The sequence below is a fragment of the Nonomuraea sp. NPDC050680 genome (genome assembly GCF_040654555.1).
Classification (GTDB): Bacteria; Actinomycetota; Actinomycetes; order Streptosporangiales; family Streptosporangiaceae; genus Nonomuraea.
The window spans coordinates 170,022-193,960 of the sequence record NZ_JBFAIF010000006.1 but is presented as its reverse complement, the minus strand read 5'-3'; the positions used below and the strand labels follow the sequence as shown (position 1 = coordinate 193,960).

Below are 23,939 nucleotides of genomic sequence, written 5' to 3'. Positions count from 1 at the left end.
GGAGTTTCGATGGGCACGCTCGGTTTCTGGAGACTGGCGCAGGCGGATCCGGACTGGATCGCGTGCGTGGACCCAGACGGTACGGAGCACCGCGCGGGCGACCTCCTCGCCCGGTCGAACCAGCTGGTGCACGGCCTGCGCGAGCTCGGGCTGAAGCCGGGAGACGGCGTCTGCGGCCTGGTGCCGAACGGCGTGGACGGGCTCGTCCTCTACCTGGCCGCGTTACAGGCCGGCTGGTACTACACGCCGATCAACTGGCACCTGACCGGGCCCGAGATCGCCTACATCGTGGCCGACAGCGAGGCCCAGGCGTTCTTCGTGCACCCCAGGTACGCGGCCGAAGGCGCGAGGGGCGCCGAGGCCATCGCGCCTGAGCGGCGCTTCGCCGTAGAGGATGGCGATATTCCGGGATTCCGGCGGATCAGCGAGCTGACCGACGGACAGCCGGACACCGCGCCCCCCGACCGTACGGCCGGGCTGACCATGCACTACACCTCCGGCACGACCGGCAAGCCCAAGGGCGTCCGGCGGCCACTGAACGGGCTCGACCCCGACGACGCCGCCGAGATGCTGTCGTTCCTGCCGGGCCTGTTCGGCATCACCCGGGGCCGGCCGAACGCGCACCTGATCACCTCGCCGAACTACCACACCGCCGTCACCCAGTTCGGCGGCACGGCCCTGCACATGGGCCACACGCTCGTCTACATGGACAAGTGGGACGCCGAGGAGATGCTCCGGCTCTGCGAGAAGTACCAGGTCACGAACTCGCACATGGTGCCCACCCACTTCAAGCGCCTCCTGGCACTGCCCGAGGAGACCCGCCACAAGTACGACCTGTCCTCGCTCAAGTGGATGATCCACGCGGCCGCCCCCTGCCCGGTGCCGGTGAAGTGGGCGATGTTCGAGTGGTGGGGCGACTGCGTCTACGAGTACTACGCGGCCACCGAGGGCGGCGGCACCCTGGCCACGCCGGAGGGCTGGAAGGCGCACCCGGGCACGGTCGGCTCGGCCTGGCCGATCAGCGAGCTGCTCATCGTGGACGACGCGGGCGAACCCCAGCCGACCGGAACCCCCGGCACGATCTACATGAAGATGCTCGGCACCGGGTTCGAGTACAAGGGCGACCCCGACAAGACCGCCGCGAATCGGCTCAAGGACTACTTCACGGTCGGCGACATCGGCTACCTGGACGAGGACGGCTTCCTCTTCCTGTGCGACCGCAAGGCCGACATGATCATCTCGGGCGGGGCGAACATCTACCCCGCCGAGATCGAGAACGAGATCATGATCCACCCCAAGGTCGCGGACGTGGCGGTGTTCGGCATCCCGGACGAGGAGTGGGGCGAGCAGATCAAGGCCATCGTCGAGCCCGCGCCGGGTTCGGCGCCGGGTCCCGAGCTCGCGGCCGAGATCCTCGCCTCGCTGGAAGGCCGCCTGGCCCGGATGAAGTGGCCCAGGTCGATCGACTTCATCGAAGAGATGCCCCGCGAGCCCAACGGCAAGCTGCTCAAACGCAAACTCCGCGCACCTTACTGGGAGGGACACGACCGTGCCATCTGAACCGCTGGTGGCGGAGCACGTACTGGAGTTCCCCGGCGGCTACGCGCGCACGACCGGGCCGGTGATCGGGCGCTTCCTGACCGAGTTGCGCGGCGGCCGGATCGTCGGCGTGCGGACCGCCGAGGGCAAGGTGCTGGTGCCGCCGCTGGAGTACGACCCCGCGAGCGGCGAGGCCGTCACGGAGGAGTTCGTCGAGGTCGGGCCCGCGGGGACGGTGACCGCGTGGGCATGGGTGGACGAGCCGCGCGACGGCCACCCGCTCGACCGGCCGTTCGCCTGGGCGACGATCAAACTTGACGGCGCCGACACCGCGCTGGTGCACGCCGTCGACGCGGGCAACGCCAAGGCGCTGCGGATCGGCAGCCGGGTCTGGCCGGTCTGGCGGAGCGAGCGTACCGGTCACATCACCGACATCTCCTACTTCGCGCCGGAGGTCACGAAGATCGTGTCCCACGTGCGGGCCGACTACCGGCTGCAGGTGGGCGGGTCGCTGCTGACCTTCCTGGAGGGCGTCGAGCGCGGCGTGTTCCTCGGCGGCCGGTGTCCTGCCTGCGAGAAGGTGTACGTCCCGTACCGCGTCTTCTGCCCGGCCTGCGGTGGCCCGATCGCCGATCAGCTCGAATTACCCGACACCGGCACGATCACCACGTACGCCATCAACAACCTGCCCGACCCCCGCGCCCCCGAGGTGCCCTTCGTCTCCGCCTACATCCTGCTCGACGGGGCGGACATCCCGATGATCGCCCTCGTCGGCGGCCTCCCGGCGCACGAGGTGCGGCAGGGCATGCGGGTCAGGGCCGAATGGGTGCCCGAGAGGGAGCGGACGAAGTCGATGCGCAACGTCCGATGGTTCGCCCCCACCGGCGAGCCGGATGTGGAGCTCTGATGCGTGAGGTAGCCGTCGTCGCGTTCGCCCAGACCCGCCACACCGACCATGACGGCGGCCTGAGCGAGCCCGAGCTGATCCTGCCCGTCATCAACGAGGTCAAGGAGTCGACCGGGCTGAAGCGGTTCGGCTTCACCTGCTCCGGCAGCTGCGACTACCTCGCGGGCGCGCCGTTCTCGTTCGTCTCCGCGCTCGACGCGCTCGGCGCGTGGCCGCCGATCTCCGAGAGCCATGTGGAGATGGACGCGGCCTGGGCGCTGTACGAGGCATGGGTGCGCCTGCAGCACGGCGACATCGACTCCGCCCTGGTGTACGGCTTCGGCAAGTCGTCACTCGGCGACCTGCGCGAGATCATGACGCTCCAGCTGGACCCGTACTATCTGGCGCCGCTCGGCCTCGACCAGCTCTCCTTCGCCGCCCTCCAGGCCAGTGCGGCCGGCGCCGAACGCAAGGAGCTCGACGAGATCGTCCGGCGCAGCCGGGCCGCCGGCCGGAGCAACCCGTACGCGCTCGACCTGCCCGAGGACGTCGGCGACGAGTACGCGGTCGAGCCGATCAGGAAGTCGGACGTCGCCCCCATCACGGACGGCGCGGCGGCGATCGTCCTGGCGGCCGGCGACCTGGCCAGGGAGCTGTGCGCCAGACCCGCCTACATCAGGGGCATCGCGCATCGCATCGAGCCGCATTACCTGGGTATGCGGGATCTCGCCTTGTCGGTCTCCGCGGCCGACGCCGCACGTGCCGCGGGGGTCGGCAAGGGTCCCGTCGAGGTGGCGGAGCTGCACACGCAGTTCGCCCACGAGGAGCCGATCCTGCGCCGGGCGCTGGAGCTCCCCGACGGCACGGTGATCAACCCGTCCGGCGGCCCGCTCGCCGCCAATCCGGTCATGGCCACCGGCCTCATCCGCATCGGCGAGGCGGCCCGGCGCATCCACGACGGCACGGCCGCCCGCACGGTCGGCCACGCCGCCGGCGGCCCCTGCCTGCAGCACAACCTTGTGACCGTCCTGGAGGCATGAAAATGGGCAACAGGTGTGCCGTGATCGGCGTCGGTCAGACGCACTACACGACCAAGCGCAGGGACGTGTCGATCGCCGGGCTGGTGCGCGAGGCGGCCGTCCGGGCCCTGGAGGACGCCGGGCTGACGTTCAAGGACATCGACGCGGTCGTCGTCGGCAAGGCCCCCGACCTGTTCGAGGGCGTGATGATGCCCGAGGCGTACCTGGCCGACGCGCTCGGCGCGGCCGGGAAGCCGATGATGCGCGTGCACACCGCGGGCAGCGTCGGCGGCTCCACGGCACTGGTCGGCGCGAGCCTCGTCCAGGGCGGGGTGCACGACCGGGTGCTGGTCGTGGCCTTCGAGAAGCAGTCGGAGTCCAATGCCACCTGGGCCCTGTCCACCCACCTGCCGTTCAGCGCGTCGCTGGTGGTCGGGGCCGGTGGCTACTTCGCGCCGCACATCAGGGAGTACATCCGCAGGACCGGCGCGCCCGAGCACGTCGGCCACCTGGTGGCGGTCAAGGACCGGCTGAACGCGCTCAAGAACCCCTACGCCCATCTGAAGATCCCCGGCATCGACCTGAAGATGGTCGAGTCGACGCCGATGCTGTGGGAGCCGATCCGCTACCTGGACACCTGCCCGTCCAGCGACGGCGCCTGCGCCATGGTCCTGTCGTCGGAGTCGGCGGTCACCGGCACGCCCGCGTGGCTGCACGGCACGGCCATGCGCTCCGAGCCGATCTTCCGCGCCGACCGCGACACGGTCAGCCCGCAGGCGGGCAAAGACTGCGCGGCCGACGTGTACCAGCAGGCGGGCGTCACCGACCCGCGCCGCCAGATCGACGTGGCCGAGGTGTACGTCCCGTTCTCCTGGTACGAGCCGATGTGGCTGGAGAACCTGGGGTTCGCGGCAGAAGGCGAGGGCTGGAAGCTCACCGAATCGGGAGCCACCGCCCTCGACGGTGACACGCCGTGGAACGCCTCCGGCGGGGTGCTGTCGAGCAACCCGATCGGGGCGTCGGGGCTGATCAGGTTCGCCGAGGCCGCGCTCCAGGTACGCGGGATGGCGGGGGAGCACCAGGTGGACGGCGCCCGGCTGGCGCTCGGCCACGCGTACGGCGGGGGAGCCCAGTTCTTCGCGATGTGGATCGTCGGACGGGAGAAGCCCTGATGGAGTTCAACCACGCCGACCTGTTCGAAGGGATCGCGGACGCGGTCGGCGACCGGCCGGCCGTCGTCTGCGACGACGAGCGCCGCACCTTCGCCGAGCTGGACGCCGAGGCGAACCGGATCGCCCACTACCTCCAGGATCTCGGCATCAAGCCCGGCCAGCACGTCGGGCTCCACCTGTACAACAGCATCGAGTACGTCGCCGGGATGCTCGCCGCGCTGAAGATCCGGGCGGTGCCGATCAACGTCAACTACCGCTACGTCGAGGCCGAACTGCTGTACCTCTATAAGGACTCCGACATCCGGGCGCTGATCTACGACGTGGAGTTCGAGCCGCGGGTGGCGGCGGTCATGGGGGAGGCACCCCTGCTGGAGCACCTGATCGCGGTCGGCGGCCAGCCGTCTGTCGCGACCGCCGTGCCGTACACCGAGGCGCTGGAACGCGGCGTGCCCACGCGCGGCTTCGAGCCGCGATCCACGCGGGACGTCTACATCATCTACACCGGCGGTACGACCGGCATGCCCAAGGGCGCGATGTGGCACGTCGAGGACCTGTTCGTGGCCTTCGGCGGCGGCAACCCGTACGGCGCGCCGCTCCCGACGCCGCAGGCGGTGATCGACCAGGCGGCCGCCGCGGACCCGCCCATGGTGATGATGGCGGCCGCGCCGCTGATGCACGGGGCCGCGCAGATGGGCACGTTCGTCAGCTGGTGGATGGGCTCGACCGTGGTCTACGTACGCAGGTTCGACGCCGACACGGTGCTGCGGACGATCGCCCGCGAGAAGGTGGCCACGCTGAGCATCACCGGCGACGCCATGGCCAGGCCGCTGGCGGAGGCGATGGAGAGCGGCGACTACGACATGTCCTCGCTCATCGCGCTCAGCTCGACCGGGGCCATCCTCACCGGATCCGTCCGCGACCGGCTGCAGCGGGCCCTGCCCAACGTCATGATCCTCGACAGCTTCGGCTCCACGGAGTCCGGCTACACCGCCTCCGGGGTGGCGGGCTCCTCACCCGAGGCGGGGCTGCGCTACCAGCCGAACGCCACGTCCGGCCTCGCCGTGCTCGACGACAAGCTGCGGCCCGTCGAGCCCGGCTCGGGGGAGCTGGGCACGGTGGCCAAGTCGGGGCCGATCTCGTTCGGCTACTACAACGACGCGGAGAAGACCGCCCGTACGGTCGTCACCGACGCCGACGGCACCCGATGGCTGCTGACCGGCGACCTGGCCAGCGTCGACGCCGACGGCACCGTGAACGTCTTCGGGCGCGGGTCCCAGTGCATCAACACCGGCGGGGAGAAGGTCTTCCCCGAAGAGGTGGAAGCGGTGCTCAAGGGGCATGACGCGGTCTTCGACGCGGTGGTGACCGGGATACCGGACGAGCGGTGGGGCAACCGGGTGGCGGCCGTGGTCGAGGCGCGCGAGGGGGTCGAGGTGACGGCGGGCGAACTGGACGCGCACTGCAGGCAGCGGTTATCGGGGTACAAGGTGCCTCGTACGTACGTGTTCGTGGACGAGATGGTCCGGTCACCGGCGGGCAAGGCCGACTACCGGTGGGCCCGGCGCCAAGCCGAGTCCGGCGGCTCGTAAGCCCGGGGTTCAGCGGCTCGCGCCTCTTCCGCCTCCTCGTGGCGGCTCAGCTCGGCCCGGCAGACGTCGAGCCGGGCCTGGGCCACGGCGCCGAGCACATCGTCCTCGATCACCTGGGTGCCCCGGTGCAGCACGACGCCGGCCTCCAGCCATCGCCCCGCCTCGATCAGGGCGTCTCCGAGCATGAGCATCCCGTTGGCCAGCTGACCCATGAGGACCGGATCGCCGGCCGCGAACCGCTCCAGCACCGCCACCGCCTCACCCAGCGGGCGCACCGCGTCGGCGTGCCTGCCCTGGCGCATGAGCGCGGCGGCTTCGGCCTGGGACCAGGCGATGGCCTCCAGCGCGTCGTGCGGCCGGTGGAGCGCGGCCAGCGTCGCGCCCAGGACCGCGTACGTCATGGCCGCGCCGACCGGCTCGTCCAGCTCGTCACAGAGATCGGCGGCCCGCTCGACCTGCGCCAGCGCCTCGACGGCCCGCTGCCGCCCGAGCAGCGCCCTGGCGTAGACGCACAGGCACCGCACCAGCATGCCGCCTTCCACGTCACCATCCGGGTCGCCCAGCAGCGGACGGAGTGCGGCCTCGACCTGGTCGCCGAGCCGCGCGGACGGCTCGGCCGCCGCTTCCTCCAGCAGTCCGTCGAGCCGGCCCGTGAGCAGCGACCGCAGCGCCGACCGTACGGCGGGCCGCTCGCTCGACCGCCGCAGGACCTCCAGCATCCGCAGGAGGTGCCCGGCCGTTCTGGCCGGATGGTCGTGCACGGCCAGAACGAGCGCGTCCAGGTCCTCGGTCTCGGCCAGGAACTGCTCGGCCACGACCTCCGGCCCCAGCGGCGCCAGCCTCCCCTGTGGACCAGACCGGCCCGGGAAGAGGCGGGCCAGCCAGTCGCCCAAGGCCAGTCTGCGGTCGTACGTCTGGGCCTCGGGCACCGCCGACAGCAGTTCCCGCAGCTCCTGGCGGGTAGGCGTGGTGAGCGTGACCAGGGCCACCGCCTGCCGGGCCGTCGCGGCGTCCACCGGTTCGTGCCCGTCGGGCCACACCGTCATCCACTGGTGCTGCTCGTACATCAGGAACCGGCTCAGCAACTCCCCGCCCTCGACGTCGTCCCCGCGCAGCCGCATCAAGGCGGCCAGGTGCAGGTGCAGCGGATTGCCGTACCCAGGATCGTCGAGAGCGGGCAGGACGGCCCGGGGTGACGCGAATGCCCGCATGGCCGCCGCCGCGTGCCCGACCCGCTCGGCGCGCGTCAGCGGACGGCGGTCGAGCTGGACGGTGACGCTGTTCAGCTCCTTCGGCAGGCCGCCGACACCGGAGGGCTCGCGGGTGAGCAGCAGGATCCTGACCCGGTGACGGAGCCGCCGACCGGCCAGGTGCCCGATGAGTTCGCCGAGCGCCCCAGCCCACGGTTCCGGGTGGTCGACGGCGAGGAGGGTGGGGCGGAGTACGTCGAGGCGGGTGGCGCAGGGGTAAGGGGTGGTGAGGAAACCGGCGTCCCAGCCGACCTCGGTGAGCTCCACGCACAGCTCGCCGGCCAGCCGCGTCTTACCCGTGCCGCCCCGGCCCGTCAGCACCGCGATCGACAGCGGGGCCGGGGAGTCGGTCCAGCCGCGCAGTGTCGCCAGCTCCTCGTGGCGTCCCAGAAAGGGGACGACGGCGTGCTCCGGCACCAGCAACGGCCAGTCAGGGCAGTCGGGCGGCAGCGGTTCGCGGGCGCGCCGCAGGAGGCTCGGCAGAGAGTGGACCTCGACGACGCGCTCGACCCCGAGGCGGTGCGGTGGCCTTTCCATGGGGCCCGCCTAGTCGCTACGTCCCGATGTGTCGTCCCCCGACGAGGGTGCCACCACTATCCCATCCGGGCTCGCCCCCAGGCAGGAGATTGCCCCGCTTACTATGCTTACTCGCCCGTGAGCAGGGGAGCTACGCCTTCTCGCCCGTGAGCAGGGAGCTACGCCCTTTCGCCCGTGAGCAGGGAGTTACGCCTTTTCGCCCGTGAGCAGTGCGGCCAGGCCGAGGTAGACGAGGCCGCTGCCGATGTCGAGGCGGCGCCGCGCCCGCGTGGAGCGCCGGACCCGGCCGGCCAGGGCCGAGGAGAGCAGCGCGTACGTGCCGTCCGTGGTCATCCCGAGCCCCATCCAGACCAGCCCGAGCACCAGGATCTGCGGCGCGACCGGACCCGCCGCCGGATCCGTGAACTGCGGCAGGAACGCCAGGAAGAAGATGGCGGTCTTGGGGTTGAGCACGTTGACCACGAAGCCCTCCCAGAACATCCGCCGCTTGGAGTGCATCTCCGTCTCGACCGCTTCCTCGGCCGAGGCGGCGGTCCGGTTCATCAGCTTGCGCACCCCGAGCCAGACGAGGTAGGCGACGCCCGCGTACTTGATCACGGTGAACGCCGTGGCGGAGGCGGCCACCAGCGCGCTGATGCCCAGGGCCGCGGCGACCACGTGCACCACCGAGCCCGCGTGGACGCCGAGCACCGAGATCAGGCCCGCCGACCTGCCCTGCGCGACGCTTCTGGTGACGATGAACAGAACCGCGGGACCCGGCACCAGGAGGAGGGCGAGGGTGGCCGCGCAGAAGAGAGCGAGCGTCGCGAAATCCGGCATGTCGCTCATGGTAGGCGTGCGCCCCTCGTCGCGGCCAACGGAATTCCGCCGCCGCGCCACGACGGATCGTGGGGGGTGCGCCCCCGCCGCCTCGACGGATCGTAGGGGTGCGCCCCCCGCCGCCACGGCGCGACGGGTCAGACGCTCTCCACCAGGGCCGACAGCAGCGCCTCGGTGGCCGGCGGGTGGGGCGGGTCGCCGTAGACCGCCGCGTACACATGCCTGGTGGACCCCGGGATCGGAGCCACCTCCACGTCCGGATGCCGGTGCGCGCTGAGCGCCAGTCCGGGCAGCACGGTCAGCCCCATGCCCGCCGCCACCAGCGCTTGTACGGCCACGATGTCGTCGCTGGTGAAGGAGATCCGCGGCTCGAACCCCGCCTTGGCGCAGATGTCGAGCAGATGGCTACGACACCGGTCACACCCCGCGATCCAGGGGTCCCCGGCGTGTGCCCCCAAATCCTGCGAGACGCCGGAGGACACCAGATAACTCGGGTCGTCGAGCAGGTGGATCATCTGGATCCCCGGGTCCTCCGGTGCCGTGTCGTCGTAGCGGAACATCACCGCCACATCCACCCGCCCGCTCCGCAGCAGCCGCAGCGCCTCCGGCGGCTCGGTCTCCGTGAGGTGCAGCCGCAGCCCGGGATGCGAACCCGCCAACCGGGTCGCCGTCCTGGGGATGAAGGTGCCCAGCGCGGAGGGGAACGCGGCCAGCCGGGCCCGCCCCGAACGCAGCCCCACGTGCGCGGCCAGCTCGTCGGCGGTGGCGTCGAGGCGGCCGATGATGTCGTCGGCCCGCGTGGTGAGCAGCTTGCCGGCCTCCGTGAGCCGGATGCCACGCCCGACGCGCTGCACGAGCTTGGCCCCGGTCTCGGCTTCGAGCCGGGCGAGGTGGTGACTGACCGACGGCTGCGAGTAGTGCAGCTCCTTGGCAGCGGCGGTCAGCGAGCCCGTACGCGCGACGGCGACGAGGACGCGGAGCCGTACGACATCCAGCATTCATCAACCATATCTATTGATGAGCCACAAAACTTCTGTTGGACCTATGGATCCCAACGTAGCACCGTAGAGGGGGAGAGCGACTTATAGGGAGACATACATGGACACGGTCCTGATCCGGCCGGGGCTCGACGCCCTCGTGTCGGACATCGGCGACATCACCGCCCGCCGTCTCGCTCCGCGGGAGACCGCGTTCGCGGTGGCGGATCTGCTCCGCCCACGGCTGTCCAGCCTCGACTTGCTCACGGCGGAAGAGCGAGCGGGTTCGCCCGATACGTACGTGTCCCAGGCGCTGTACGCGTGCGACGACTTCTCGATCGTGTCGGTCGTATGGCGGCCGGGCCAGTACACGGTGATCCACGACCACGTGTCGTGGTGCGCGTTCGGCGTGATCAGCGGGATCGAACACGAGACGCTCTACCGGGACATGGGGGACCACCTGCTGGAGATCGGGCAGGCAGCCAACCTGCCGGGCGAGGCCAGCGGGTTCGCGCCGCCCGGCGACATCCACAAGGTGATCAACGTGAGTGACGAGGTCGGGGTGTCGGTGCACGTGTACGGGGCCGACGTGAGCAGGCTCGGCAGCAGCGTGCGCCGGGTCTACGACCTGCCCGTCAGGACGCCGGCCTAGCCACGGTACTCAACCTGAGGGCCCGGCTAGGCTGAGCCGTATGCCGGCAGAGCGCCCCAGGCGGGCGGACGCGCGCCGCAACCACGACGCGGTCCTGGCCGCGGCCAGGAAGCTGTTCGCCGAGCGCGGCGCGGACGTGCCGCTCGACGACGTCGCCCGCCACGCCGGGGTCGGCAACGCGACGATGTACCGGCATTTCCCCACCCGCCAGGACCTGATCATCGCCGTCTACGCCGACGAGGTGACGGAGCTGTGCGAGAGCGGCGACACCCTCCTGGCGGCCGCTTCGCCGGGCGACGCGCTGCACGAGTGGCTGGGCGCCTTCGTCGCGCACGTCGCCGGCAAGCGCGACCTGGCGCTGGCCCTCCCGCGCGACGGCTCGGCGCTGTTCGGCGAGTGGCACGAGAAGATGCTGGCCACCGCCTCGGCACTGCTCACCAGGGCACAGGAGGCGGGCGAGGTCCGCCCCGACCTGACCGTCCGCGAGCTGATGACCCTCGCCAACGCGATAGCGCTGACCGGCTCGGACCAGTCCGCGCGGCTGCTCGACCTGCTCAGGTACGGGACGGTCGGCAGGCGCTGACCCGGCCATGAGCGGGCGCTTGCGTCGGCCCCAAGCGGGCACCGATCCGGCCGTAAGCGGGCGCCGATCCGGCCATAATGGGAAAAAATGTACAAGCGTTGAGATTTGTGGGCTAGTCCTTTACTCTCAGCCAGAGGCGCGCGTCAGCCGCTGGAAACGGGAGGCACGGCAATGCTGAAAGTGATCGGGGCGGGGTTCCCGCGTACCGGAACCAGCTCGATGAAGGCCGCGCTGGAGCGGCTCGGGTTCGGCCCCTGCTACCACATGTTCGAGATCCTGACCAAGCCGGAGCATGCCGACCGGTGGGTGTCCGTCGTCTCCGGCGAGCCGGTGGACTGGGACCAGGTGTTCGACGGCTACCAGTCGGCCCAGGACTGGCCGGCCAGCGGGTTCTGGCGCGAGCAGGCGGCGGCCTACCCTGACGCCAAGGTCATCCTGACCGTCCGCGACCCCGCTCGCTGGTACGTCAGCATTCAGAATCTCTTCTCCATGGGCCCCGGCCGGACCATGTCCATGGACCCGTCGACGCTGCCACCGGCCGCGGCGAAGGTCTTCGAGGGGATGCAGAAGATGCAGCCGGTCATGAGCGCGATCGGGGAGGAGACCTTCGGCCAGGGCTGGACTCCCATGGCCGGCATGCCCGACGAGAAGGTCGCCATCGAGGCGTTCGAGCGCCACAGGGCCACCGTCGAGGCGAGCCTGCCCGCGAGCCGGCTCCTGGTGTTCGACGTGCGCCAGGGGTGGGAGCCGTTGTGCGAGTTCCTGGACGTCGAGGTGCCCGATGAGCCGTTCCCGCACCTCAACGACTCCGAGTCGCTGCAGCGCAGGATGGGCGAGCTGATGGCGGGGCAGATCCCATCGTCCATCGAGGAGGTCCGCTAGATCCGACCCCCTGCCCGGCCTCTGGTGGTGCCTGACCCCGTTACCATCGGAGGCCAGCAGGAGGTGGTGGCCCATGTCGACCGATGAGCTCGCCGGCCAGGCGTGGGAGAACGAGAGCAAGGGCCAGCGCACTCGCCGCCGGATCCTGGAGGCCGCCCGCCGCACCTTCGGCGAGGTCGGCTACGAACGCGCCACCATCCGCGCGATCGCGGCCGAGGCGGACGTCGACAAGTCCTCGGTCATCCAGTACTTCGGCACCAAGCAACAGCTGTTCCGCGAGTCCCTCGACTTGTGCCTCGACGTCGACTCCCTGACCACCGACGACCCGGGTCGCTCCGCCGAGAACTACCTGCGCGCCATGCTGGAGCGCTGGGCCGCCGCCCCCGACAACCCGATGGCCATACTCCTGCGCACCAGCATGACCAGCCAGGAAGCCGCCCAGTTGCTCCGCGAGCACGTGACGGCTGAGGCGATCGACCGGATCGCGGCCGGGGTCCACGGTCCCGACGCGCGCCTGCGGGCGGCGCTGGCGGGCGCGATGATGTTCGGCATCACCGTCCACCGCCACCTGGTGCGCATGCCCGACCTGGCCGAGGCCGACCTCGACGACGTCCTCCGCCTGGCCGTACCTCTCATCCGCACGCTGCTCGACGCCGACACCTGATCTCAGAGGCTTCCGCCGCCCCCCACGCCGGCCCGGGGCTGGTCGCCGGCCAGCAGATCGGGCCGGTGGTGGCGGACCCGATCGCCCATCGGACCGTGTTCCCACAGCGGGTCGACGACGCCAAGGGGAATACTCAGTTTCGGTAATCCGGTCGCCGGATCGACCGGCATCCGATCCAGATGGCACAACAACCAGCCAGGGGCGCTGGGAGAAACCTCATATTCACCCCAGCCGACCACGCCGATGCATTTTCTGGTTCCGGTCCGGACATAGATCCGGTCCGCCTCGGCGATGGTACGCGGGCTCGGCACCCGGCTTTCCACGACATCGACGCACTCAATGTGCCGCCATGCCAGGCGTACGCGGGATCCGTACGCGTCTTCCATCTCCACGCCCTCAGCGGAGAAACGTACGACCGTGTCCGCGGCCATCTGCCGATGCCTGGCCAGGCGTACGCCAATGGCGAGTATCGCCGTTCCCGCGGCTATCCACCCCCATTCGATATGACGGCCCGAGGCGAAGCTGAGCGCCAGGCACACCGGGACCAGCAGGATGAGCGGGCTGAGCAAGCGGGCAGCGGTCGCGAATGAGAATTCGCGCACCATGCGAAACTCCTCCATAAATCAAAACTGACGTCCGGTGACATACGTGTCAATCCGGCGTGCCCGCCCACTGCTCACCCTGTCAGCCCCCGTCAGCCGAAGTCGGCGGCGTGGTCCGTGGCCCACCGCCGCAGAGACCGTGCCGGAACCCCGGTGACGTCCTGGACGGTGGAGGTCAGGGTGGGCGGCGGTCCGGCGAGCATGGCGGCGTAGCCGTCGAGGAGCACGTCGACGAAGGAGTCGGGGAAGCTCTCGTCGGCCAGCAGCCGCTCTCGGGCCTGTTCGCGGGTCAGCTCCCGCCAGCGCAGCGGCCGGCCCAGCGCCTCGCCGATGACGCGGACCTGCTCGGCCTGGGTGAGCACTTCCGGGCCGGTCAGGGTGTAGGTGGCGCCGTCGTGTCCCGGCTCGGTGAGGGCGCGGACCGCGACGGCCGCCATGTCGGCCTCATGGATCGGGGACATCGGCAGCGCGCCGTAAGCCCCCTCGACGATGTCCCCGGCCCGGATCTGGTCGGCCCACCACAACGTGTTCACCGCGAAGGTGCTCGGCCTGATCATGGTGGACTCGATCCCGCAGCCGTGGACGAGCTTCTCCTGCTCCTCGAAGCCGAGGTCGGGAACGCCGCCCGTACCCAGGAAGACCACGCGGCGGGCCCGCCGGGCGATCACGTCGAGCACGGCGGGCAGCTGTTCGCCGGTGTGCAGCGGCCAGAGCAGGAACACCGCGTCGATGCCGTCCAGGCAGGCCGCGATGGTGTCCGGCGCGGACAGATCGCCGCGCATCACCTCGACCTCGGCGGGGAAGCGGGCGGCGCGCGGATCGCGGGTGACCGCCCGTACGGCGTGGCCGGTCTCGCGCAGTTGGGTGATGATCTGACCGCCGACGTTTCCGGTGGCGGCGAGGACGAGGATGTTCATGCGACGAGCGTCGCGCACGACCACCCACGTGTCCCAGCCAGGCGGCTAGGATCGCCGGAAACCGTCACCGCACAGGGATGTCTGGATGGATACCGTCGACCGGGGTCTGGTTCACGCGCTGCAGATCGACGGCCGGGCCTCGTTCAGGGCGGTCGCCGACGTGCTCGGGGTCTCGGAGAACACCGTGGCCCGCCGCTACCGGCGGCTGCGCGGCCAAGGCGTGCTGCGGGTGGCGGGCCTGGTCAACGGCGCACGGCTGGGGCACACCCAGTGGACCATCCGGCTGCGCTGTACCCCGGACGCGGCCGTGCCGGTCGCCAAGGCGCTGGCCGCCCGTGACGACACGTCCTTCGTGTACCTGCTGTCCGGCGGCACCGAGATCTCCTGCACCGTACGGACGCGCGGCACCCACGACCAGGACGCCCTGCTGCTGGACAAACTGCCCCGCACCAGCCGGGTCGTCTCGGTCTCCGCTCACCTGCTGCTGCGTAATTTCGTGCTGCCGGACGGCTGGCAGGGGCTGGCCTGCCTGTCACCCGAACAGGCCGACCGGCTGCGCCCGCCGCCGGTCGAGGCCGGAGACGGTCCGATCGACCTCGACGAGGGCGACAAGGCCCTGCTGCGGGCGCTCAATCTGGACGGCCGCGCGCCCTACGCCGAGCTGGCCGCCGCCACCGGCTGGTCGGAGACCACGGTGAAACGCCGCCTGTACGCGCTGCGCGGCCAGGGAATCCTGAGCTACCAGCTCGACGTACCGCCTTCGGCGCTCGGATTCGGCACCGAGGCCCGGCTGTGGATCGCCGCCCCGCCGGCCAAGGCGGTCGAGGTCGGTGCGGCGCTGGCGCGGCATCCCGAGATCGCCTTCGCCGCCCTCACCACCGGGCCCACCAACCTGGTCGCGGCCCTGAACTGCCGCGACCCGCTGGACCTGGGCCGGTACCTCACCGAGCGCCTCGCTGCCCTGGAGGCGGTCACCACCATGGAGACCGCCCCCATCATCCGCACGGTCAAGCGCGGCGGCCGACTCCTGCTGTAGCGAAATCAGGGATCAGGGATCAGGAATCAGACGCCGAGCGCGGAGGGCAGGCTGAGCTCCCGCAGGAACAGCGCCTCGGCGGTGGCGATGCGGCGCAGCTCCTCCAGGTCCACCCGCTCGTTGGGCGCGTGGATGGCCGCCTCCTCGTCCTCGGCCCCGAACAGCAGGATCTCCGCCGCCGGGAACTGCTTCAGCAGCGTGTTCACCAGCGGAATCGACCCGCCCGCCCCCACGTCGCGCGGCGGCCGCCCGAAGGCGCGCTCCATGGCCCGGTTGAGCGCCGTGCGGGCCTTGCCGCCCGAGTCCGCCTGGAAGCCCGATCCCACGGTGAAGTCGCCGAAGGCGACCTGCGCGCCCCACGGCGTGACCTGCCGCAGGAACTCGACCACCGCGTTCACGGTCGTCTTGGGGTCGCCGGAAGGGGGGATGCGGACCGTGACGCGGGCGCGGGCCGCGGGCTGGACCGCGTTGATGGCGCCCGACACCGAAGGCGCGTCGATGCCGGTCACGGTGATGGCGTACGAGGCCCACAGGCGGTCCGCCAGGGAGCCGGAGCCGACCAGCGACACACCGTCCAGCACACCGGAGGTCCTGCGGAACTCCTCCTCCGACGGTCCCTGACCGAGGAAGGTGCCGCGGGGCAGGCCCGGTACCCGGATGTCGCCGTTGTCGTCGTGCAGCGAGGTCAGCATGCGCATGAGCGCCGAGAGCGCGTCGGGGGTGGCGCCGCCGAACTGGCCGCTGTGCACCGGCTCGCGCAGGGTGCGGACCTCGATGGTGAAGGCCGCCATGCCGCGCAGGGAGGTGGTGACCGCGGGGTCGCCGATCCGCGGGTTGCCGCAGTCGGCCACCACGATCGCGTCGGCCCGCAGCAGGTCGGGGTTGCGCTCGACGAACGCCTCCAGGCGCTCCCCGGCGTACTCCTCCTGGCCCTCGATGAGGACCTTCACCCCGACGGGGAACTGCCCCTGGAACGCGCGCAGGGCGGTGACATGCGAGATGATGCCCGACTTGTCGTCTGCGGCGCCCCTGCCGAACAGCTGGCCGTCGATCAGGGTCGGCTCGAAGGGCGGGGTACGCCAGGCGGCCGGGTCCCCGGCGGGCTGCACGTCATAGTGCGCGTAGAGCAGCACCGTGGGCGCGCCGGGCGGCGCGGCCACCTCGCCGTACACCGCGGGGAAGCTGCCCTCGACCGCGACCCGCTGCACATGCGTCAGTCCGGTGCTGCGCAACAGCTCCTCGGTCAAGGCCGCGGCGGCGAGCACGGGCTCCTCGGGATGCCCGGGGAAGGCCACCGACGGGATGGCGGCGAGCCGCTTGAGGTCCTCCACGGACTGCGGCATCGCGGCCGCGATGGCGCTCTCGATCTGGTCAGGAGTCACGGACGGTCCCCCGGGTCGTTCTCGATAGTTAACGTCTCATTGGATCACAAAGGCTTCACATCGCGTGAAACGGGCATGGCCCGCGCGCTAATCTACCTGCGGATTTCGCAGCTGTTACATTCCGTTCCTGCGGATCTCGGTTTTCTTGCACACTGCTGCGACGCTTTCGCTTGGCAAACCCGAGGTGAACATGCAGACTGTGGGGAGATCGGACACGAGGGAAGATAATCATGACGCAGCCGGAAAACGAGATTCTCAAGGCCGCGCAGGATCACCTGTGGTTGCACTTCACGAGGCACAGCGCCTACCAGCAGGCGGAGATCCCGACCATCGTTCGCGGTGAGGGCTCCTACATCTACGACATCCACGGCAAACGCTACCTGGACGGCCTGGCGGGACTCTTCGTGGTCCAAGCCGGTCACGGCCGGAGCGAGCTGGCCGAGGCGGCCGCCAAGCAGGCGCAGGAGCTCGCCTTCTTCCCGTTGTGGTCTTACGCGCACCCGAAGGCGGCCGAGCTGGCACAGCGGCTCGCGAGCCTGGCCCCCGGCGATCTCAACAGGGTCTTCTTCACCACCGGCGGCGGCGAGGCGGTCGAGTCGGCCTGGAAGCTGGCCAAGCAGTACTACAAGCTCATCGGCAAGCCGCTCAAGCACAAGGTCATCAGCCGCCAGATCGCCTACCACGGCACCCCGCAGGGCGCCCTGTCGATCACCGGCATCCCGGCGTTCAAGCAGATGTTCGAGCCGCTCGTGCCCGGTTCGGTGCGGGTGCCGAACACGAACTACTACCGCGCCGACGAGATCAGTGGCGTCAAGGGGATGAGCCCGGAGGAGTACGGCATCTGGGCCGCCGACCGCGTCGCCCGCGCGATCGAGATGGAGGGCCCCGACACGGTGGCCGCCGTCTTCGCCGAGCCGGTGCAGAACGCCGGCGGCTGCTTCCCGCCGCCGGCCGGCTACTGGCAGCGGCTGCGCGAGATCTGCGACGAGTACGACGTGCTGCTCGTCTCCGACGAGGTCATCTGCGCCTTCGGCCGGCTCGGCACGATGTTCGGCGGCCAGAAGTTCGACTACGTGCCCGACATCATCACCTGCGCCAAGGGCCTGACCAGCGGCTACTCGCCCATCGGGGCCATGATCGTGCATGACCGGCTGTTCGAGCCGTTCAAGGGCGGCGACCAGATGTTCGCCCACGGCTACACCTTCGGCGGGCACCCGGTCTCGGCGGCCGTGGCGCTGGCCAACCTCGACATCTTCGAGCGCGAGGACCTGCTCGGCCACGTCACCAAGAACGAGCCGCTCTTCCAGGCCACCCTCGACGGGCTCAAGGACCTGCCGATCGTCGGCGACGTCCGGGGCGCCGGCTATTTCTGGGGCATCGAGCTGGTCAAGGACAAGACCACCAAGGAGACGTTCACCGACGAGGAGTCGGAGCGGCTGCTGCGCGGGTTCCTGTCGAAGGCGCTGTTCGAGGCCGGGCTCTACTGCCGCGCCGACGACCGTGGCGACCCCGTCATCCAGCTCGCGCCGCCGCTGATCGCGGGGCCGAAGGAGTTCGACGAGATCGGGTCGATCCTCCGCAACGTGCTCACGGAAGCGTGGGCTCGCCTCTAACACTGTTCAACGCTGTTCAAGGAACGAAAGGATCCGCCATGAAGATCGGCGTGCCTGCCGAGGTCAAGAACCACGAATACCGAGTCGCCGCAACCCCGGCAGGCGTGCACGAGCTGGTCCGTCACGGCCACGACGTCACCGTTCAGCGAGGTGCGGGCCTGGGCTCGCACATCCCGGACGAGGAATACCTGGCGGCGGGCGCGAAGATCGTCGAAGGCGCCGACGCCGTGTGGGGCGAGGCGGAGATGGTGCTCAAGGTCAAGGAGCCGATCGCCGAGGAGTACCACCGGCTGCGCGATGGCCTGGTGCTGTTCACCTACCTGCACCTGGCCGCCTCCCGGGCGTGCACCGACGCGCTGCTCGGGGCGAAGACGACGGGCATCGCCTACGAGACCGTGCAGGTCGGCAACACCCTGCCGCTGCTCGCCCCGATGTCGGAGGTCGCGGGCCGCCTGGCCCCGCAGGTGGGGGCGTACAACCTGATGCGCTTCAACGGCGGCCGCGGCGTGCTGCCGGGCGGGGTGCCCGGTGTGGCCCCGGCCAAGGTGGTCGTGATCGGCGGCGGCGTCTCCGGGCTGAACGCCGCCCAGATCGCCGTCGGCATGGGCGCCGAGGTCACCGTGCTCGACACGAACGTCGACCGCCTGCGCTTCATCGACGCCATCTACCAGGGCCGGCTCAAGACGCTGGTCTCCACGTCGTACGCGATCGAGCGCGAGGTGCTGAACGCCGACCTGGTCATCGGCGCGGTCCTGATCCCGGGCGCCAAGGCCCCGACGCTGGTCTCGAACGACCTGGTCTCGCGCATGAAGCAGGGCTCGGTGCTGGTCGACATCGCCATCGACCAGGGCGGCTGCTTCGAGGACTCACACCCGACCACGCACGCCGAGCCGACCTACACCGTGCACGGGTCGATCTTCTACTGCGTGGCGAACATGCCGGGCTCGGTGGCCAACACCTCCACCTACGCCCTGACCAACGCGACGCTCCCGTACGCCGTCAAGCTCGCCGACCTGGGCTGGCGCGACGCGCTCAAGGCGGACGCGGGCCTGGCGGGCGGGCTCAACACCTACGACGGCCTGCTCACCAACGGCCCGGTCGCGCAGGCGCTCGAACTCCCGGTCACGCCGGTGACCGAGGTCCTCGCCGCCTGACCCGTCTGGCCCCTCTGGCCCGCCTGACCCGCCTGACCCGTCTGGCCCACTTGAATCGCCTGACCTGTCTGGCCCACCTGAGTCGCTTGACCCGCTTGACCCGCCACTGGAGCACAGCGGCTTGGCTATCGGACGCCGAGCCGCTGTCGCAGGTCGCGGGCCGTGGCGAGGACGTGGTCGATCTCGCCGGGGCTGGGCCAGGGCGCGCTGCCCGGACGGAGCAGCGTGCCGCGTACCGACGCCAGGTGCTCGATCGCGCTGGAGTGCAGGCCGCTGCGCCGGGCCAGCCAGCCCAGCACGTCCGCGTGGTCGTGCAGCGGTCTGGTCGCCAGGTCCCAGGTGCCGAGGATCTCGGCCAGCTCGCGTTCGGCCAGCGAGACGCCGCCCCGGCGGCCCGTGGCGGAGGCCGCCAGCTCGGCCCGCGCGGCCAGCTCGGGCTCGGCCGGCCGGTCCCACGACGGAGGCGGCGGGTCGGCCAGCCAGCGCGCGGCCTCGTCCGTCTCCCCGGCCGCCGACAGCAGCCCGGCCAGCTCGATGGCCGCCTGGTGATGTCCGGCCAGCGCGGCCTGCCGGAACCAGTGCCGCCCGCCCGCCAGGTCGCTGAACTCGGCGATGAGCAGCAGCCCGAAGTGGAAGGCGGACTCGGCGTCGCCGCTGGCCGCCGCCCGGCCGAACCAGTGGCTGGCCCCGGCGGAGTCGCCCAGCTCGACGCAGACGAACCCGGCCATCCGCTGGTCCGCCAGCCGGCCCGCGCCGGCCGCCCGCTCGAACCAGGCGCGGGCCGTACGCAGATCTCCGTGGGCCAGCGCCCTGGCGCCGAGCTGCGAGGCGGCGCCCGGGTGGTCGCTCTTGGCGGCCAGCCGGAAGTAGGCGCCGGCGCCCTCGGGGTCACGGCTGGCCTGGAGGAGCAGGCCGAGGCAGTAGGCCGACTCGGCGTGGCCGCTGCGCGCGGCGCACTCCCACCAGTGCAGGGTCTCCTCGTCCTCGCCCGCCGCGTACGCCAGGAAGCCCAGGTCGTGCGCGGAGGCCGCGTCGCCGTCGGCGGCCGCTCTGCGGTGCCACTCGCGCGCGGCCGCGACCTCACCCGCGTCCTCGCAGATCAGCGCCAGTCGCCGGGCGGCCGTCCGGGAGCCCTCGCGGGCCGCGATCTCGAACCAGCGCCTGGCGGCCGTGACGTCTCCGCGTTGCTCCAGCAGCAGCGTGGCCAGGTTGACCGCGGCCTCGACGTCGCCGGTGGCGGCGGCCAGTTTGTACCAGGAGACGGACTCCTCCAGGCTGCCGTGCTTCTCGTGCCAGATGCCCAGGTTGTAGGCACTGTCGATGTTGCCGCCCGCCGCCGCGCGTTCCCACCACTCCTTGGCCGCCGAGCGGTCGCCCCGCTGGGCGCAGAGCCGGCCGAGCCGGTGCGCCGCCTGCGGGTCGCCGGCCCGAGCAGCCATCAGCAGCTCAGGCTCGTCTCCCACACGTGGCGCCGGAACAGCCGGTGCCGCCACCTCCTCTTGCCACCACGCCATGGCCACAGGGTGCCAGGTAATCGCGCGAATGCGAACAGTAATCGCCGAGGGACTAGGAGAAGTTGATGTAGCCGCTGTACATCCCCATCCCGCATACGTAACGAAGCGACCCAGGGCGCTGCGGCGGCAGGTGCACCGTCGCGGGAAGGGCGATGTCCCGCCCGGCGATCGTGACCGTGCTCGTGCAGCCCTGGTCGGCCAGCTTGAAGACGATCTCGACGGGGACGCCGGCGCGGGCGCTCACGATCTCCGGCCGGTAGCCGTCGCGGGTTGCCCAGACGGTGACCGTATGGGCACCCTGCTCGGCGCCGGCGCCGGCTCCGCCCGACGCGCCACCCGCCGAACCTGTCGAACCCGCCAAGCCCGTCAGACCTGCCAGGCCGACCAGGCCCGCCGAACCTGCCGGAGCCGCGAGCCAGCCGCCCAGGCTGAGCCCCGAGCCGACCGTCCACAGGCCGGCCGCGAGCGCCGCCACCCCGGCCAGCCGGGCGAGCCTGGTCCGCGAGACGCGCCGCAGGATCCAGCCGAGCAGCGCGAAGGCGGGCGCGGTGCCGAGCACGAACCCGGTCATCACCGCGGCGCCGCCGAGCGGCGAGCCACTGGAGACCGCGATCATCTCCATGCCGAGAGTCACCCCGCAGGGGATGAGGATGGTGGCCGCGCCCAGCAGTGGCGCGCTCCGGGGCGTCCGCTTGGGGGCCTCGCAGCCGGACCGCCGCCGGCGGAGCAACCTGATCGCGTACGTGATGACCGCGACGCCCGCCGCCACGAGCAGCACCGCCCGCGCCTGCGGGGGCAGGCTGACGGCCGAACCCGCCAGGCCGAGCAGCGCCCCGGCGGTCGCGTAGGCGGCCAGCCGGCCCGCCAGGAACCACCCCACGAGCGCGGGATCGCGCGACGGCCCCCGCTCGTCGCCATCGCAGCCGCCCGAGGTGAGGCCCACAAGCAGCCCGCCCTGCACCGCGGTGCAGGACGCGGTCCCCGCCACCAGCCCGGCGGCGAGCCCGGTGGCGAGCAGGGTGGCGGCCTGCACGCTCAGCCGCCGCAGAATCGGGCGATTGACTGCATAAGAGCCCCCACTTCTCGACAGTCCCTAGAGGCAACTTAACGTCGCGAACTGGATGCGGCCAGTAACAGTTCTTTTACCCGCGTGGTGGTTTGGCTTGCGCCGTGGCTCTTGAGCGTCGGGTGGGTCAGCTCTTGAGCACTGACATCCGCTGGAAGTACTCGTCGTCGGTCATCTCGCCGCGCGCGTACCGCTCGGCGAGGATCCGCTCCGCCGACGTGGTCGCTCCGGCCTCGGTACGCTGCCAGCGACCCTTCTGCCAGGTCCGAGCGGCCAGGGCGACGACGGCCACCCAGAACAGGCCCCAGACAACCGGGATGATCGGCCAGAATCCAGCGCCCCAGCCCCAATGCGTCATTGTGTTCATATCCCCAGGGTCGCCACCGGACGAGCCCGGCGCATCGGACCTTGGGCGCGTCGTGCGCTCCGCCCAGGGGAGTGTTCGGCCTCTTTCGTCGTACACCCACAGCGGTAGTCGGTCAGGCCCTGGCCTCGATCAGGAAACGGGTGGAATGAGCGATGAACGGTCCGTCTTCCTGGATGCGTTCGTGCAGCTCGCGCAGCTCTTTCTGGTAGCGTCCGACCGAGAAGTCCGGGACCGTCCAGATCACCTTACGCAGGAAGTAGATCACCGCGCCGATGTCCCAGAACTCCATCCGCAACGACTCGGCCCGCAGATCGACCACGGTGAGCCCGGCCTGCTCGGCCGCCGCCCTGGCCTTGCCGGGGTCGCGGCTGGAGCCGTCCTGCGGGCCCAGGAAGAATTCGGTCAGCTCGGCGACGCTGCGCGGGCCCACCTGCTGCGAGAAGTAGGTGCCGCCCGGCTTGAGTACGCGGGCGATCTCGGCCCACCAGGTGCGCACCGGGTGACGGCTGACGACCAGGTCGAAGGCCGCCGTACGGAACGGCAGGCGGGGCAGCTCGTCGTCGGCCACCACCGCGGCGCCGCGGGCGCGCAGCCTCTTGGCGGCCAGGGCGAGGTTGGGCGGCCACGACTCCGTGGCGACGGTGACCGGCGGGAGCTTGGGAACACCGGCCAGGATCTCGCCGCCGCCGGTCTCGATGTCCAGCGCGGCCTCGGCGGTGGCCATCCGGCCGGCCAGGCGGCGGGCGTACCCCCAGGAGGGGCGGGCCTCCGTCGCCCGGCCGTCGAGCCAGGAGAAGTCCCAGCCGTCCACGGAGACCGATTCGGCCTCTTGGACTAGGTCGTCGAACGTCCGATGGTCCATCGTTCGAGACTGCCAGGAGGAGTGAGGCGCGATCAACCCGATTTCAGCCCGCCGCCCGCCGCCCGCCGCCCGTTGTCCATCGCTCGGCCGGTCGGTGAGGCGGTGAGGCGGTGAGGCGGTCAGGCGGTCAGGCGGGCACGGACCTCGCCGCGGTCGATGCCGAGCTGGTCGATCAGCTCGGCCACCGGATCGGGCCGTCCCTGCGCGAGCAGGGCCAGCAGCAGCTGGGCCGGTGCGGCGGTGTTCCTGACCTTGCGGGTGGTCGTCTTGATCGTCTGGTTGATCGCCGCCCGCGCGCTGGACGTCAGCGCGGTGCCCGGCACGGCCGGATGCTTGCGCGGCCGTGCTCGCGGCACCTCGCCGACGTCGATCCCGAGCGCCCGCAGCGACGCCCGGTCAAGCTCCTCGAGGGCCGCCCGCGCCCGTTCCAGATCCACGCCGAGCGCTCGCGCGGGGGCCAGATCCGGCTCGCGCAGCAGTCCGAGCAGCAGATACTCGGTCCCCAGCCGCCGGTCGCCGCGCTGCCTGGCCTCCTCCAGCGCCGCGGCCACGACCACGGCGAACGGGCTCTTCTCCGTACCGAACATGCCACCCCTCACTTCCGGTAATCCGCAGCACTTCCGTGCTGCGCGTCACTTTCCGTACTTCGCGTGCACCGACTGCCGCGACATGCCGAGCGCGTCGCCGATCTGCTCCCACGTCCACCCCTGCTCTCTGGCCAGGGCCACGGACACGGCCTCGACCTGCTCGGCCAGCCGATGCAGGGCGCCGACCGCGCGCAGCCCCATGGCGGGGTCGTTCGACTTGATGCGTTCAGAGAGTTCTCCCACGTCCACAACGTCAGGCTAGATTGACAG

General features: G+C 71.0%; 24 protein-coding genes. 12 read left to right on the top strand and 12 right to left on the bottom strand.

Translation table 11 applies throughout. The features are described 5' to 3' along the window. The first annotated feature begins 9 nt into the window (after positions 1-9). From AB0H88_RS23370 to AB0H88_RS23350, 5 genes are read left to right on the top strand one after another with little or no spacing between them, the layout of a single operon-like run. On the top strand, positions 10-1,560 hold the full coding sequence (locus tag AB0H88_RS23370) for an acyl-CoA synthetase (RefSeq protein WP_357647682.1): 1,551 nt from the start codon (positions 10-12) through the stop codon (positions 1,558-1,560). Then, a complete protein-coding gene (locus AB0H88_RS23365; protein WP_357647680.1) occupies positions 1,550-2,446 on the top strand; it encodes an OB-fold domain-containing protein in 897 nt (298 codons plus the stop codon). Before AB0H88_RS23370 ends, AB0H88_RS23365 begins: the two co-directional genes overlap by 11 nt. Continuing rightward, entirely contained in the window at positions 2,446-3,465 is a 1,020-nt protein-coding gene (locus tag AB0H88_RS23360) for a thiolase domain-containing protein (protein ID WP_357647678.1), read from the top strand. Before AB0H88_RS23365 ends, AB0H88_RS23360 begins: the two co-directional genes overlap by 1 nt. A 2-nt stretch (positions 3,466-3,467) precedes the next feature. Next, the gene (locus AB0H88_RS23355; RefSeq protein WP_357647676.1) at positions 3,468-4,616 is read left to right on the top strand and encodes a thiolase domain-containing protein; all 1,149 of its coding nucleotides are present in this window, start codon (positions 3,468-3,470) and stop codon (positions 4,614-4,616) included. Beyond that, positions 4,616-6,205, top strand: coding sequence for an acyl-CoA synthetase (locus tag AB0H88_RS23350; RefSeq protein ID WP_357647674.1), 1,590 nt, complete (start codon positions 4,616-4,618; stop codon positions 6,203-6,205). The genes AB0H88_RS23355 and AB0H88_RS23350 overlap by 1 nt, the downstream gene beginning before the upstream one ends. Here the strand turns inward: AB0H88_RS23350 and AB0H88_RS23345 are convergent. The 3 genes from AB0H88_RS23345 to AB0H88_RS23335 all read right to left on the bottom strand — a co-directional run bounded on the left by AB0H88_RS23345 (position 6,163) and on the right by AB0H88_RS23335 (position 9,809). After that, positions 6,163-7,992, bottom strand: a complete 1,830-nt coding sequence (locus tag AB0H88_RS23345; protein WP_357647672.1) for a hypothetical protein — start codon at positions 7,990-7,992, stop codon at positions 6,163-6,165. The two genes, AB0H88_RS23350 and AB0H88_RS23345, sit on opposite strands and share 43 nt — an antisense overlap. Positions 7,993-8,178: 186 nt before the next feature. Next, complete coding sequence (locus AB0H88_RS23340) at positions 8,179-8,811, bottom strand: LysE family translocator (RefSeq protein ID WP_357647670.1); 633 nt, start codon at positions 8,809-8,811, stop codon at positions 8,179-8,181. A gap of 137 nt (positions 8,812-8,948) precedes the next feature. Then, positions 8,949-9,809, bottom strand: coding sequence for a LysR family transcriptional regulator (locus AB0H88_RS23335; RefSeq protein ID WP_357647668.1), 861 nt, complete (start codon positions 9,807-9,809; stop codon positions 8,949-8,951). A 100-nt stretch (positions 9,810-9,909) separates the two neighbouring features. On the opposite strand from AB0H88_RS23335, the gene AB0H88_RS23330 reads away from it, so the two are divergent. The 4 genes from AB0H88_RS23330 (at position 9,910) to AB0H88_RS23315 (ending at position 12,569) form a co-directional block, all read left to right on the top strand. After that, complete coding sequence (locus AB0H88_RS23330; RefSeq protein WP_357647666.1) at positions 9,910-10,440, top strand: cysteine dioxygenase family protein; 531 nt, start codon at positions 9,910-9,912, stop codon at positions 10,438-10,440. 40 nt (positions 10,441-10,480) lie between these two features. After that, positions 10,481-11,023, top strand: coding sequence for a helix-turn-helix domain-containing protein (locus AB0H88_RS23325; RefSeq protein WP_357647664.1), 543 nt, complete (start codon positions 10,481-10,483; stop codon positions 11,021-11,023). Positions 11,024-11,194: 171 nt separating this feature from the next. Next, positions 11,195-11,905, top strand: a complete 711-nt coding sequence (locus AB0H88_RS23320; protein ID WP_357647662.1) for a sulfotransferase family protein — start codon at positions 11,195-11,197, stop codon at positions 11,903-11,905. Positions 11,906-11,978: 73 nt separating this feature from the next. Next, entirely contained in the window at positions 11,979-12,569 is a 591-nt protein-coding gene (locus AB0H88_RS23315) for a TetR family transcriptional regulator (protein ID WP_357647660.1), read from the top strand. Positions 12,570-12,571: 2 nt separating this feature from the next. Here the strand turns inward: AB0H88_RS23315 and AB0H88_RS23310 are convergent, their stop codons facing one another. Continuing rightward, positions 12,572-13,174, bottom strand: a complete 603-nt coding sequence (locus AB0H88_RS23310) for a hypothetical protein (RefSeq protein WP_357647658.1) — start codon at positions 13,172-13,174, stop codon at positions 12,572-12,574. Positions 13,175-13,263: 89 nt separating this feature from the next. Continuing rightward, positions 13,264-14,088 (bottom strand): NAD(P)H-binding protein, encoded by an 825-nt coding sequence (locus tag AB0H88_RS23305; protein ID WP_357647655.1) that lies wholly within the window; start codon positions 14,086-14,088, stop codon positions 13,264-13,266. 85 nt (positions 14,089-14,173) lie between these two features. Between AB0H88_RS23305 and AB0H88_RS23300 the strand changes: the two genes are divergently transcribed. Beyond that, positions 14,174-15,124, top strand: coding sequence for an Lrp/AsnC family transcriptional regulator (locus AB0H88_RS23300; protein ID WP_357647652.1), 951 nt, complete (start codon positions 14,174-14,176; stop codon positions 15,122-15,124). A 26-nt stretch (positions 15,125-15,150) separates the two neighbouring features. Here the strand turns inward: AB0H88_RS23300 and AB0H88_RS23295 are convergent, their stop codons facing one another. Then, entirely contained in the window at positions 15,151-16,506 is a 1,356-nt protein-coding gene (locus AB0H88_RS23295; RefSeq protein ID WP_357647651.1) for a dipeptidase, read from the bottom strand. 230 nt (positions 16,507-16,736) lie between these two features. Between AB0H88_RS23295 and AB0H88_RS23290 the strand changes: the two genes are divergently transcribed. Then, complete coding sequence (locus AB0H88_RS23290) at positions 16,737-18,119, top strand: aspartate aminotransferase family protein (protein ID WP_357647649.1); 1,383 nt, start codon at positions 16,737-16,739, stop codon at positions 18,117-18,119. A gap of 38 nt (positions 18,120-18,157) precedes the next feature. Further along, entirely contained in the window at positions 18,158-19,273 is a 1,116-nt protein-coding gene (gene ald / locus AB0H88_RS23285) for an alanine dehydrogenase (RefSeq protein ID WP_357647647.1), read from the top strand. A gap of 125 nt (positions 19,274-19,398) precedes the next feature. On the opposite strand, the gene AB0H88_RS23280 is transcribed toward ald, so the two are convergent. The 6 genes from AB0H88_RS23280 to AB0H88_RS23255 all read right to left on the bottom strand — a co-directional run bounded on the left by AB0H88_RS23280 (position 19,399) and on the right by AB0H88_RS23255 (position 23,870). Next, the gene (locus AB0H88_RS23280; RefSeq protein ID WP_357647645.1) at positions 19,399-20,787 is read right to left on the bottom strand and encodes a sel1 repeat family protein; all 1,389 of its coding nucleotides are present in this window, start codon (positions 20,785-20,787) and stop codon (positions 19,399-19,401) included. A 52-nt stretch (positions 20,788-20,839) separates the two neighbouring features. Then, a complete protein-coding gene (locus AB0H88_RS23275) occupies positions 20,840-21,820 on the bottom strand; it encodes a sulfite exporter TauE/SafE family protein (RefSeq protein ID WP_357647643.1) in 981 nt (326 codons plus the stop codon). Positions 21,821-21,980: 160 nt separating this feature from the next. Beyond that, positions 21,981-22,220, bottom strand: a complete 240-nt coding sequence (locus tag AB0H88_RS23270; RefSeq protein WP_357647641.1) for an SHOCT domain-containing protein — start codon at positions 22,218-22,220, stop codon at positions 21,981-21,983. 112 nt (positions 22,221-22,332) lie between these two features. Next, on the bottom strand, positions 22,333-23,082 hold the full coding sequence (locus AB0H88_RS23265; protein ID WP_357647639.1) for a class I SAM-dependent methyltransferase: 750 nt from the start codon (positions 23,080-23,082) through the stop codon (positions 22,333-22,335). Between the two features lie 119 nt (positions 23,083-23,201). Continuing rightward, complete coding sequence (locus AB0H88_RS23260) at positions 23,202-23,669, bottom strand: Clp protease N-terminal domain-containing protein (protein ID WP_357647637.1); 468 nt, start codon at positions 23,667-23,669, stop codon at positions 23,202-23,204. A gap of 45 nt (positions 23,670-23,714) precedes the next feature. Next, positions 23,715-23,870 carry a helix-turn-helix domain-containing protein gene (locus AB0H88_RS23255; RefSeq protein ID WP_091081925.1) on the bottom strand — a complete coding sequence of 52 codons (156 nt, stop codon included), beginning with the start codon at positions 23,868-23,870 and terminating at the stop codon, positions 23,715-23,717. Positions 23,871-23,939: the final 69 nt, after the last annotated feature.